Source organism: Viridibacillus sp. FSL E2-0187, from assembly GCF_038006425.1.
Lineage (GTDB): Bacteria > Bacillota > Bacilli > Bacillales_A > Planococcaceae > Viridibacillus > Viridibacillus arvi.
Window position 1 is genome coordinate 3,184,657 of sequence record NZ_JBBOVG010000001.1, and the last position, 12,741, is coordinate 3,197,397.

Here is a 12,741-nt window from a genome sequence, read left to right on the forward strand (position 1 = left end):
AAAAAAAACATCATTTCTATAAGTACAATTTAATGTTTTTTGCCTATCTCTATTATAGCAAAAAAACATCTGCTTCTCATTTGATTAGCAGATGTTCACCGGCGAATATTGATTCTCTCTTTAGGCAAAAGCATGAAATGCCTCCAATTCCAAATGAAGTTCAGAAAGGCGAATTTTGCTTAATTCAATTTGTTTTACATCCTCATCTTGCAGAGCATCAAATAATGTTGCTAGTTCATAATCCATTTCTAATTGCAGTCCCTTCACATATTGCTTTTCATAATCAACTTTGCGAATAATGTGTACTACCTGTTTCATACTAACCAGCTCCTTTTTATTTTGTTTGTGCAAGCTAGGACTTAAAGTGTCTTACTACATTATATGCATGATGTGAAAAATGATAAGTCCTTCTACAAGATTTTTTCCCAAATTTCTAATAAAATAAACATAAACTTTCAAAAGGAGTTAAATTATTATGCCAAAAACAAAATGGACACAAAAGGATTTCGACGTTTTCTCCATCGATGGCTTAGAACCACGAATGGAAGCACTTATCAATACCGTAAGACCAAAATTTGAAGAATTAGGTACGACATTTTCTACATATTTCTCCGCAAAAACTGCAGATGAATTTCATCCACATGTAGCAAAGCATGCACGTCGTAAAGTAAATCCCCCAAAAGATAGCTGGGTCGCATTTGCTCCTTACAAACGCGGCTATAAATCAATTCCTCACTTTCAGCTTGGCTTATTTGGTACTCATCTATTCATAATTCTTTGCGTTATTTATGAAGCACCAAGTAAAGTTGAAATTGCTGATCGTTTACTAAAAAAACAGAATTTATTTAACAAGCTACCCAAAAATTTTCATGTCTCAGGTGATCATTTTTCACCAGAAGGCATTAATATCAAAGATGCTTTGAAAGATGGTCAGCTAGTCGGTTTACTTGAACGTTTACGGGATGTAAAAAAAGGTGAATTTATAGTTGGTCTACAAATTCCAAAAGAAAATGCGGTACAATTAACTGCTGAGGAATTTGAGAAATTAACAGAAGAAACATTCGATGCATTACTCCCTATTTATAATACTATGGTCAACAAAAAGTAAAAGAACAGGCATAAGCCTGTTCTTTTACTTTCTTTTTCTTGATTCACCTTTAATTTTCGAACCAGCTGGAGCATCTTTCATTTGCTTAATAATTGAATAGCTCACATAGCCACTAACTTCTTCAAATTCGCGGAAAATGGTTTTTTCTTCAGCCATCGCTGGCACGATTTCTTTAAATCGTCTATATTTTGACATTAGATCTTCGCGTTGAACACCTGTTTCATATGCTTTTTCTATTGCTTGGAAGAACGCAATTACATCTACAATTTCTTCTGTAGACCAGTCCGTTGAGAACGGATAAGAGTATTCCATATTCTTACCTACCTTTTGATTCAGGCTAATATAGCCTTTTTATTGTTCTCCCCATTTTAAGCGTATTTCCGTTGCCTGCGCAACCATTCGCTGTATTAGTTCCTCCACAGTCGGTTCATCTTGGATTAAACCTGTTACTTGTCCAGCCCAACCAAACCCTTCATTTTCCTTACCTTCATATATATATTTTTTATTCGCTTGACCACTTATGAAATTTTTTAAAGCTTCATATGTTGGAGTTACTTTTTCAATATCATGAATTTGATCCGTCCAACTATTTCTAATAGCGCGTGCTGGTGCACCGATAGATTTTTTAATCACAGTCGTGTCTGCTTCCGTGCTATTAATTAAAGCATTTTTATACACAACAGATGCATCAATGCATTCTTTCGTCGCGATAAAACGCGTGCCCATCTCAATACCTTCTGCACCTAACGCAAGTGCTGCCATCCACCCACGTCCATCGCCTATACCTCCTGATGCAATCACGGGAATATTAACAGCATCTACAACTTGAGGTACTAGTACCATTGTTCCGATATCATCCCGACCTAAATGGCCACCACCTTCTTGTCCTACCACCATAATGGCATCAGCACCTAATTCTTCTGCTTTTTGCGCTTGCCTACGTGCAGCAACTAATACCAATTTCTTAATATCTGTCCCTTCTAATTGCTTAAAAATCGGCGCAGGATTACCACCTGTCATTGATACAACCGGTACTTTCTCCTCAATCGCTACCGCTAACATATGCTCAAATGAGCGACCATGTTGGCCAATAGCATAATTAACACCGAATGGTCGATCTGTTAAGCGGCGTACTTTTTGAATTTCTTTACGTAGTGCTTCTGGGTTTTCTAAGCTCATAGCTGTAATTTGCCCTAGTCCTCCAGCATTCGACACAGCTGCAGCTAAATCTGCATATGCTAAATAAGCAAGTCCACCTTGAATGATCGGATACTCTATACCTAATAATTCTGTCACTCTTGTTTTCCATTTCATATGTTACAACTCCCCTTTGTTTTCCTATATTAAACTGGTTCGCCGAATATTAAAGAAACCCTTTTTTCATTTTTATTTCCCAAGAAATAAAAACAACATGTGAAAAATTCAAAAAGAATTTCCACATGCTGTTTTTAGAAGATAAGCATTGCAAATAAGGGACAAATAAATGCACCAATAACAGCACTTAGTGTCATTGATACAGAGCCCATAGATAAGGTTTTTTCTCCGTATTCAGTAAGCTTTGAAACACCGAATCCATGAGCTCCTCCTCCCATCGAAACTCCTCTGCTCACCGCAGTATCAATTTTACAAACTCGGAATATAAATGGCCCTAAAATAGCGCCAGTAAATCCTGCCACCATAACAAATACAGCAGTCATTGGCGGAATTCCACCCAATGAATCACTTACTTGCATTGCAACCGGAGTAGTAATTGATTTCGGCAGTAATGATCTCACCATTTCATCGTCCAAACGCATTAACTTTGCCAAAGCAAAAACACTAATAAGACCTGAAATCATAGCTACAATTACACCAGAAATTATAGATAATTTATAAGTTATAATCATATGCCTTTGTGTATACAATGGATATGCTAAACTTACAACTGCAGGCCCTAGCATTACATCAATCCATTTACCACCAGTCATATATGTTTCATAAGGAATATTACCCAGTGCTAAAATAAATACACCAATTATTGTCGTTGTTAAAATTGGTAGCAAAAATGGAGTCGAAAAACGAGCATATAATTTTGACATTAGATAAAAGATACAAATAGTTATAAGAATAATGGCTACAGCTTTCATTTTACGACCTCCTTCAGTTCTTTAGTTTCTACCTTTTCTTTCTTTTCTATAATTATACAAATTCTCCCTGAAACAATAATTGTACAAATCGTACTGGCAATAACTGTGAGTAATAGCAAAATACCATGCAAGGATAATAATTCAGGATACTTAATAACACCTACAGTTGCAGGAACGAAAAACAACGGTAAAATTGCTAACATAAATCCTGCTCCTTCTTCAATCAATGACACTGGCATTATTTTACTAAGTAATAGAGCTAATAATATGAGTAAACCGACGATACTACCTGGAAATTTAACACCTAATAAATTCACAATAGTCGTACCAACAAAAGAAAAAATGTATAGTATTACCATTTGAAGAACTATTCGCACCCATTTAATTGATTTCTGTTTTATAAAATTAATATTCACTGAGTTTTTCTGCTTCAATTTCGTTGAACCCAATTGTGTTGTTGATAAATTTTTCACTTCTATTTTCTGTTCTGCAATTTCACTTATTTCAAATTCTTTTACTTCTGGTTCTGTTATTTCCAACTCATTTACCGCTATTTCATTGATTTCTCGCTCTTTTACTTCCGCTTTTTCTTCAGACTCTTTAATAACTATCTTATAGTTGCTTGTTTTGTGTTTGACCAACTTGTAATTGCCTAGTTTAGATTGCATTTCGAGACTCTCCTTTTAACACATACCTTGTTTATGAAGTAACACGAAATATTGTACGCCTATCTTTCCTAGATGTCTATGAATCTAACTGTAATAAAAAAGAAGCTACCCTTCATTATCTATGTAATGATAGGTAGCTTCTTTCCTATTTTCATTAATTAAAATTAATCGTCAAAGTTTTCTGTTGCACGATTCTTCTTCAACATCTTAGACAATAGTTCATAAACAAGTGGCACGATGATTAATGTTAAAACAGTAGAACTGATTAAACCACCGATTACTGTTACACCTAAGCCTTTTGAAATCAAGCCGCTTCCTTCTGCACCAATCGCTAATGGAATTAAAGCGCCAACTGTAGCTAGTGCTGTCATTAGAATTGGTCGAAGACGTGTTGCACCGGCTTCTAAAATCGCTTCTCGCATTGTCATGCCTTCATGTTCCATATGAATTACTCGGTCGATTAAAACGATCGCATTTGTCACTACGATACCTATTAACATTAAGAGACCAATCATTGAAGATACACTGATTGTTTCGCCAGTTATCCATAGCGCTACTAAAGCACCGATTACTGTAAATGGTAGAGAGAACAGGATTGAGAATGGTGCTAAACCTTCACCAAAAGTAACTACAAGGATGAAGTAAACAATCGCAATTGCTGCTACCATAGCTAAACCTAATTGAGTGAATGCTTCAGACATATCTTCAGCTACACCACCACTGTTCACTTCAACATTGTTTGGTAAATCTAGTTTATCAATGTCTTTTTGTACTGCACTAGACGCTTTTGTAATGTCTTTAGAAGTGACTGTTGCTGTTACACTCGCGTAAAGTTTTCCTTTACTACGATTAATTTGAGATAAAGTTGTACCCTCTTTGACATCAACAACTTCTGAAAGTTTAACTTCCATACCAAGTGGTGATTTTATTTTTTGTTTCAATACATCATCAAAATCATTAGGTGATGCTGTTTCTTTATGAACAGAAACTTCTATTTTTTTGCCGTCCTTATCAATTGAAGTTAATACTTCTGATTGGACGTTTGGATTAATCGCCATAGCAATTTGTCCTGTAGTTAAACCTAGTTTTTTTACTTTATCTTGGTCGATTACTAATGTATGTTCATCATAAACTTCAGAAAGAGATGCTTTTACATCTTTTAAATCATCGCGTTTATTCATGATTTTTTCGATGTTTTTGACAACTGGTTTGATGTCTTCCATCGTATTACCATAAACTGAGTAATTTAACTCACTGCTTGAACCTGACATAGAGAAATCTTGGTTTTTCCAAGTTCCTGTTTGATTAACTGCAACGACTTCTTCTACTAATTTAGTTTTTATATTACTAAAATCTTTAGTATCTGGATCATAGATAATGTACATTAAAGCACCATTCGAAGCACCTGGCATCATAGGATTAGCTCCACCGATTGATACTTGAACTGTTTGAACATCTTTTTTGTCCATTACCATCTTCTCTATTTCTTCAACGTCTTTAATAACGCTGTCACGTGTTTCTCCTGGTTCTGGAGTATACGTTAAGTAGACCATTTTTTGCTCATCTTCTGGCATGAAACTAAATCCTACAAACGGAGTCAAGAATAGACTTGCTACTAAAATAACAATTGTACCAATTGAAGTTACTAGTTTATGGTCAAGTACCCAACTAAGTAATTTCTTATAGCTTTGTGATAACTTGCCATGTTCTTCTTTTTTCGTTTGTTTTTGCCCATACAGCTCTTTTTTAAAGAGAGAATGAGCTAATACTGGTACAACCGTAATAGCGACGATTAACGATGCACCTAGAGCAAATGCCATTGTTAAAGCAAACGGCATAAACAATTCGCCAACCATTCCTCCTACTAGTGCTAGCGGTAAGAATACAGCTACTGTAACTAGTGTTGAAGATAGAATTGGTTTGAACATTTCAATCGTTGCTTCACGAATTAAAGCACGACCATGTAATTTCTCACCTTCTAAATATATTCTTCTATAAATATTTTCAACTACTACAATCGAGTCATCAATTACACGACCAATCGCGACTGTCATTGCAGCAAGAGTCATCATATTTAATGTAATATCAATTTGTTTCAAAATTAATACAGAGATTAATAGTGATAATGGAATTGATATAATCGATATAATTGTTGAACGAATATTACGTAAAAATAGCATAATAATAATAACGGCAAAAATAGCACCGAATAATGCTTTATTTAACATTGTTGATACAGACTTCTCAATAGGTTCACCTTGGTCCATCGTGATATCAATTTTCATACCTTTATTATCTTTTTCAAATTGTTTCGAAGCGTCTTTTACTGCATTTACAACCTCAACCGTATTGGCTTCTTGCGATTTTACTATTTGAACCGCAATTGCCGATTCACCATTTGTACGAGAAACCGATTCTACGTCACCGATTAGTTCGATTTTAGCGAGTTTACCTAATTTCACAAACGGTTCAGCTGGAGGTTGTTGCTGAGTTAATCCAGCTCCTGCTTGAGGTTGAACTGGAATATCTAAGTTTTTCAGCTCTTTTAAAGTTGTTAATTTACCGTCAACTACGACCGATTGCTCCGCATCCTTAAATTGAAACATGCCAAGTGGGACTTTTATATCCATTGCTTGAATGTATTGCTTAATCTTTGCTTCATCTAGACCATATTGTGCTAATTTCTTTTGGTCATATGTTAATTGAACTTTTTCAACTTGTTGACCAGTTACCGATACTGAAGCAACACCGTCGATTGCTTCCATTTTAGGAACGAAGTAATCTTCTACTGTTTTTGTTAACTCATCGATTGTTTCTTCTTTGTCAGAAACACTTAACGCTACTACCGGGAAGGCGTTAATATTAACTCGATCAATGGTTGGTACTTGCGCAGTTTCAGGAAGATTAATTTTTTCAATTGCTTCCTTTACATTGTCAACTGCTTCTTTCATATCTGCACCATATTTAAATTCAATTTGAAGACTTGAGGCGTTTTGATATGAATTTGAGTAAACAGATTTTACTGATTTTAAATTATTAACTGCCTTCTCAAAGGGAATTGAAATATCATCTGTTACTTGCTCTGGTGTAGCACCAGGATAAACTGTTGTTACTGTAACTATTGGAATTGAAATATCAGGAATTGATTCAAGCTTCATTTTCAAGCCTGCATAAACCCCCGCCACTGCTACGATAATTGTTAATAACCATACCGCTAGCTTGTTTTTTAGCATAAATTTAATTGTAGAATGCACCTTTGCACCGCCTTTTTTTGACTATTTGGTCACTATTCTATATAATAATGACTGATTAGTCAGTTGTCAAATACTACGGATAGGGAGTGAGTTATTATATCTAAGCAACAATTAATTATTGAAAAGGCAGTAGAATTATTTGCGCAAAATAGTATAGCATCGACCTCTATTCAAGATATAACAGATGCATGCGGTATTTCTAAAGGTGCCTTTTATTTATCTTTCAAATCAAAAGATGAGTTATTCATTGCTATATTCGAACATTTTTTACGAGAAATTATTGGTCAATATAATGATTTATTAGAAAGTGACATGCCTCCAAAAGAAAAGATTAAAAACTATTTTCTTTTACATTTTCAACTATTTGAAGAAAAATTACCATTAATATCTATGTTTATGAAGGAACAAATGCATCCAATTAATGAACAAATTCTTCAAAGATTAAATTATTATAGAGATCTTAGTGATAAAACTACTCTAGCATTATTAACAGAAGTATATGGAAAGCGTATTGGTCCTTTCCAATATGACATTCTCATTTCTTTAAAAGGAATCATGCATGGATATTCAGAATTTATCCTTTTCCATAGACAACCATATGATTTCGTTCAATTAAGTTCTACTCTTATTGAAAAAGTAGATATTCTTGTAGAGCATTCAAAAAACACTTTCCTTACTGAACAATTATGGAATTCAAAACCACATTGTATGCAGGAGTATTCTGTGACTGCATTCGAAGTACAAGAAGAAATAAATCGTTGGCAAGAAACTTATAAAGGACACCCTATCATTGAAGACACATTATCTTTAATAGAGGCTGAACTACAACTTTCCAGTCCTCGCCCCGCTTTAATAAATGGGATGATGACGAATCTTAAACAACATGATAACTTACAATGGCTAGTCTTATTACTAAAACAATATATAGTACATCTTTCATAAACACAAAAGAGATAGTCGTAACAATGCACGACTATCTCTTTTTATTTATCTGAAAATCAAAATTAATACTTCTGCCAAACACTATACTCGACTTCCAAAGGATTTATGACTAGATGGTCATTATTAAAAACTATACTTCCATCTGCACTCTTAAATTCACTTTAATAACTTTCTATTTAAATATTTATGTTATCTTCTGTTAAGTACACTGGTAGACCATGAGTAACAGTAGTTAAATAATTCTTTCCATAAATAAAAAGCAGTCCAAAGTGTTTAAACTTTGAACTGCTTTTTCTATTATTATCTTAATATCCCCAAATCATTGTTAACAATGAACCAAAGACTGTTACAAGACCAACTACTACAGCGTAAATGACACTTGTATATAGGGATTTTTTATCTTCTGTTTCTCCGATATGCATGAATAACACAAGTTGCACAACAGCTTGCGCTAGTGCAGTTACACTTAAGATAGTCATTGCAATACCTTTAGACATATCAAATGTAATTACACTTAGAGCAGCGAGCGTTAAAATAAGGGAGCCAACAAAACCTACAACATGTTCTTTTGGAAATAATTCTTTCATCATCCCAACACTCCTTTCAGATAAACGAAGCTGAAGATGAAGATCCATACGACATCTAAGAAATGCCAGTATAACGAGAAGATAAATGCTTTGTTTGCAGTTTGAGCATTTAATCCACGTTTAACTACCTGTACGATAATCGCGATACCCCATAGTAAACCGAAAGTTACGTGAGCACCGTGCGTACCTAATAGAGTCATTAATGATGACAAGAATGCGCTTGTTGTAATTGTCGCACCTTCATTAACATATGTTACGAACTCTATAACCTCAACAGCCAAGAAGCCTGCGCCAAGTAGCAATGTCAAGATATAGAACACTATCATTGCTTTGACACGACCAATTCTCATCGCATGTACACCAAGTCCAATCAAGAAACTACTTGTTAATAATAAGAAAGTTTCTAATAAAACTGGTGGCATTTCGAAGATGTCAATACCAGCAGGACCTGAACCTGTGCGATCCGTTAATACAAAGTACACAGAAAATAGAGTTGCAAATAACATAATCTCAGCACCTAGGAAAATCCAAAAACCGAAAACCTTTAATCTATTTTCCTCTGTACGATATTCTAATGGAAGTGATGTGTTTTCTTTAGACATTATTTGTCACCTCTCAATTGACGTTCAGTTGCTTCAATTTCAGCCACTTCAATATAGTGACCGTGATCTTTTTCAAATGAACGGAATGCCATAAATCCAAGAGTAGCTATACCAAATACGATAACAGCTGTCCATACACTAAATACAAAGAAGAATGCGAATAGGAATAGTACTCCGGCCATCCACATTGGAGCACCACTATTATTAGGCATATGAATACGTTCATATTCGCCTGCCGTAATATCGCGACCTTCTTTTTTCGCATACCAATATTCGTCCAATTGATTAACTTCTGGTACAACCGCAAAGTTATATTCAGGTACTGGACTATGTGTTGCCCATTCAAGAGAACGCGCATCCCAAGGGTCGCCGTTTTCGTCGCGTGGGCTGTGACGGAAGCTGTAGTAAATGTTATAACAAATAAGCGCAAATCCGGCTGCCATTCCTAGAGCCCCTAGGAAGGAAATCATATTTAATGTACCGTAACCAGTACTTGCAGAATAAGTGAACATACGACGTGCATAACCGTCTAAACCAAGAATGAATAACGGGAAGAATGCAACATTGAATCCAATTGCAATGCACCAGAAAGCAGCTTTTCCTAATTTTTCATTTAAGCGGAAGCCAAATATTTTCGGCCACCAGAAATGGTACCCTGCTAATACACCGAATACGGTACCCGGAATTAATACATAGTGGAAGTGGGCAACTAAGAACATCGTATTGTGATATTGATAGTCAGCACTTGCCATCGCTAGCATTACCCCAGTTACCCCACCAATAGTGAAGATTGGAATAAATGCAAGCGCATAAAGCATTGGAGTTGTAAACTGAATCTTACCATGCCTCATTGTAAGCAACCAGTTAAAGATTTTAACCCCGGTCGGTACAGCAATTAACATTGTAGAGACTGAGAAAATACTGTTTACCATAACGCCATGGCCCATTGTATAGAAATGGTGAGCCCATACCATAAATGATAGTAAAGAAATTACGATCATACTCATAACCATTGATTTGTAACCAAATAAGTTTTTACGTGAGAATGTTGAGATTACTTCACTGAAAATACCAAACGCTGGTAAAATAACGATATATACTTCAGGGTGACCCCAAACCCAGAAAAGGTTAGCCCATAGCATATCCATACCACCGTCAGACATTGCAAAGAATTTAGTACCGAATTGACGGTCTAATGTCATAAGTGCAAGTGCCACTGTTAAAACAGGGAAAGCAAATGTAATGATGACATTTGTAATTAATGCTGACCAAGTAAACATAGGCATTTTCATTAATTTCAGACCTGGTGCACGCATTTTCATGATTGTAGTAATGAAGTTAATACCTGTCATTAACGTACCTAAACCTGATAATTGTAAAGCCCATGCGTAATAGTTATTCCCAACATTTGGACTGAATTCAATACCAGCTAGTGGGAAGTATGCAGTCCAACCAGCATCTGGTGATCCACCAATGATGAAGGAAATATTTAATAATCCTGCACCTGCAGCAAATAGCCAGAAGCTAAGTGCATTTAATCGCGGAAACGCAACGTCACGTGCACCAATTTGTAATGGTACTACAACGTTCATTAGCCCGATAATAAACGGCATTGCCATGAAGAGAATCATGACTAAACCGTGAGTTGTAAAGATTTCATTATAGTGTTGTGCATTTAATAAGTTATTTTCAGGAACAGCAGTTTGTGCACGCATTAATAATGCGTCAATACCACCTCTAAATAGCATGACTAATGCAACAATGATATACATAACACCGATTTTTTTATGGTCAACTGTAGTTAACCAATTTTTATAGAAATAGCCCCATTTCTTGAAGTAAGTCAAACCAGCAACAATTGCAATGGCACCTACAACAATACTAACGGCCGCACCCATGATCATTGGTTCTTTCATCGGCTCAAATAATTCTTCCATGCTCATTTTTGTAACTCCTTTCAATCATCTAATCTAGCTATCTAGTGATTAGAATGGTCCATTTCTCCATCAGACATATCCATTCCATCCATTTCTTCAGCATCATCAGACATATCTGATGATTTTCCATGATGCATTTCTGGAGCAGGACTGAATGTTAAATGTGTAGAAGAGAAACTTTTACGTCCTACGAAGTCCGTATCTAATAATTCATTGAATGTTTTCTCTGTTAACTCAGGCTCTTTCGCTTTTACGTCAGATACCCATTCGTCAAATTTCTGTTGAGACATTGTTTGTGCTTCAAACTCCATTTGTGCAAAACCTTTACCATTAAAGTTTGAGTTTCTACCAAAGAATGATCCTTCTACATCTGCTGCCATATGAAGTTTATTGACCATATCACTCATTGCATATTTTTGACCAGCTAATTGAGGAATCCAGAAACTTGTAATTGGACCAAATGAATACAGTCTAAATTCAACTGGACGATCTGTTGGAATGTTAACATAGTTTACCGTCTCAACGCCTTCTTCTGGATAGCTAAAATGCCATTTCCAGTTAGAAGATGCTGCGTATATTACAAGAGGTTTTGTATTGTCATAACCTGTTTGTTGACTTTCAACTTTTGATGTTGTGCTAATCGTAACTATTGATAGAGCAGTTACGATAAGAATCGGAATAACTGTCCAAATAATTTCGAGTTTTGTACTACCTTCTTCATGCGGTGGTTCATAATCACTAGGTAATTTAGATGCTCGATATTTCAAAAGCATATTCGCTAATAATAAATAAACAACTAACAATATAAATGCCATCACGATAATGGATAAAATGATTGTATTTGATAAAGTCTTCGCGTTTGGACCTTTTGGATCAAAAATCATTAATGGTTCACAGCCAGATAAGAATAAAGCCATGATTGACATCAACGCCGGCAAGATTAGCATTTTTTTCTTCATGTTGTACTCCCTTCAAAAAACAACTTACTTGTAATATGTTTTAGAATATTAAACGGTTCTTAAAAAAATTGTCCTCCTAAAAAATATTAGTATTCCAAAACAAAAAACACATTTTGAATTTGCTAGATTATTGAAGGTTACTCCTTTTGTTTGGAACAACGATGAGACAATTCATAGTAGTCTCAATGTTTTAATAGCCTACTTGATTGAGTTAAAGCATTAAATACATTCTCACGTTTCCAATAGGAGAAATTAGGCACCCAGGTTTTCGCGCCTAAGACTCTTCAGAGGAACTTTCAAACCTCTTGCTTGATTCAAATGAAATTATAACTCCTTATTCTTAATAAGAAAATCAAAACCTCTCCACTAACATAAGAATTTCACATCATTATGAACGTTCTATGTACGTTTTTTGTACAAAATGTGTACTGGCAATAATTACATTGGTCTATTTAATTCATATTTAACAACTCTTCCTTAATAAGGATTATTACATATTTACTATAACTTTAATTAAAGGAAGAATGTACTATCACACTTAATCACTACGCAAAATAA

The 12,741-nt window shown here is 35.1% G+C and carries 12 protein-coding genes and 1 pseudogene; 3 read left to right on the forward strand and 10 right to left on the reverse strand.

Annotated features, from left to right (window positions below; translation table 11 throughout):
• Nucleotides 1–120: 120 nt before the first annotated feature.
• Nucleotides 121–318 carry a hypothetical protein gene (locus tag MHH85_RS15635; protein ID WP_038183657.1) on the reverse strand — a complete coding sequence of 66 codons (198 nt, stop codon included), beginning with the start codon at nt 316–318 and terminating at the stop codon, nt 121–123.
• Nucleotides 319–475: 157 nt separating this feature from the next.
• Between MHH85_RS15635 and MHH85_RS15640 the strand changes: the two genes are divergently transcribed.
• Nucleotides 476–1,108, forward strand: coding sequence for a YktB family protein (locus MHH85_RS15640; RefSeq protein WP_340707671.1), 633 nt, complete (start codon nt 476–478; stop codon nt 1,106–1,108).
• Between the two features lie 24 nt (nt 1,109–1,132).
• Here the strand turns inward: MHH85_RS15640 and MHH85_RS15645 are convergent, their stop codons facing one another.
• From MHH85_RS15645 to MHH85_RS15665, 5 genes are all read right to left on the reverse strand, one after another.
• A complete protein-coding gene (locus MHH85_RS15645; RefSeq protein ID WP_053417584.1) occupies nt 1,133–1,420 on the reverse strand; it encodes a UPF0223 family protein in 288 nt (95 codons plus the stop codon).
• A gap of 39 nt (nt 1,421–1,459) precedes the next feature.
• Entirely contained in the window at nt 1,460–2,422 is a 963-nt protein-coding gene (locus MHH85_RS15650; RefSeq protein ID WP_340707672.1) for an NAD(P)H-dependent flavin oxidoreductase, read from the reverse strand.
• Nucleotides 2,423–2,556: 134 nt separating this feature from the next.
• The gene (locus MHH85_RS15655; RefSeq protein WP_340707673.1) at nt 2,557–3,234 is read right to left on the reverse strand and encodes an LrgB family protein; all 678 of its coding nucleotides are present in this window, start codon (nt 3,232–3,234) and stop codon (nt 2,557–2,559) included.
• Nucleotides 3,231–3,902: a CidA/LrgA family protein gene (locus MHH85_RS15660; RefSeq protein ID WP_340707674.1), complete on the reverse strand. Its 672-nt coding sequence runs from the start codon at nt 3,900–3,902 to the stop codon at nt 3,231–3,233. Before MHH85_RS15660 ends, MHH85_RS15655 begins: the two co-directional genes overlap by 4 nt.
• 164 nt (nt 3,903–4,066) lie before the next feature.
• Nucleotides 4,067–7,156, reverse strand: a complete 3,090-nt coding sequence (locus MHH85_RS15665) for an efflux RND transporter permease subunit (RefSeq protein ID WP_340707675.1) — start codon at nt 7,154–7,156, stop codon at nt 4,067–4,069.
• 117 nt (nt 7,157–7,273) lie between these two features.
• On the opposite strand from MHH85_RS15665, the pseudogene MHH85_RS22305 reads away from it, so the two are divergent.
• Together MHH85_RS22305 and MHH85_RS15670 are read left to right on the forward strand one after the other, a co-directional pair.
• Nucleotides 7,274–7,399, forward strand: a pseudogene (locus MHH85_RS22305) (TetR/AcrR family transcriptional regulator); the annotation flags it as partial.
• A gap of 165 nt (nt 7,400–7,564) precedes the next feature.
• Nucleotides 7,565–8,098, forward strand: coding sequence for a hypothetical protein (locus MHH85_RS15670; RefSeq protein ID WP_340707676.1), 534 nt, complete (start codon nt 7,565–7,567; stop codon nt 8,096–8,098).
• Nucleotides 8,099–8,403: 305 nt separating this feature from the next.
• On the opposite strand, the gene qoxD is transcribed toward MHH85_RS15670, so the two are convergent.
• From qoxD to qoxA, 4 genes are read right to left on the reverse strand one after another with little or no spacing between them, the layout of a single operon-like run.
• On the reverse strand, nt 8,404–8,685 hold the full coding sequence (gene qoxD, locus MHH85_RS15675) for a cytochrome aa3 quinol oxidase subunit IV (protein ID WP_193741155.1): 282 nt from the start codon (nt 8,683–8,685) through the stop codon (nt 8,404–8,406).
• The gene (qoxC, locus tag MHH85_RS15680; RefSeq protein WP_340707677.1) at nt 8,685–9,287 is read right to left on the reverse strand and encodes a cytochrome aa3 quinol oxidase subunit III; all 603 of its coding nucleotides are present in this window, start codon (nt 9,285–9,287) and stop codon (nt 8,685–8,687) included. Before qoxC ends, qoxD begins: the two co-directional genes overlap by 1 nt.
• On the reverse strand, nt 9,287–11,230 hold the full coding sequence (gene qoxB, locus MHH85_RS15685) for a cytochrome aa3 quinol oxidase subunit I (protein WP_340707678.1): 1,944 nt from the start codon (nt 11,228–11,230) through the stop codon (nt 9,287–9,289). The genes qoxC and qoxB overlap by 1 nt, the downstream gene beginning before the upstream one ends.
• A gap of 35 nt (nt 11,231–11,265) precedes the next feature.
• Entirely contained in the window at nt 11,266–12,183 is a 918-nt protein-coding gene (gene qoxA / locus MHH85_RS15690; RefSeq protein ID WP_340707679.1) for a cytochrome aa3 quinol oxidase subunit II, read from the reverse strand.
• Between the last annotated feature and the right edge of the window lie 558 nt (nt 12,184–12,741).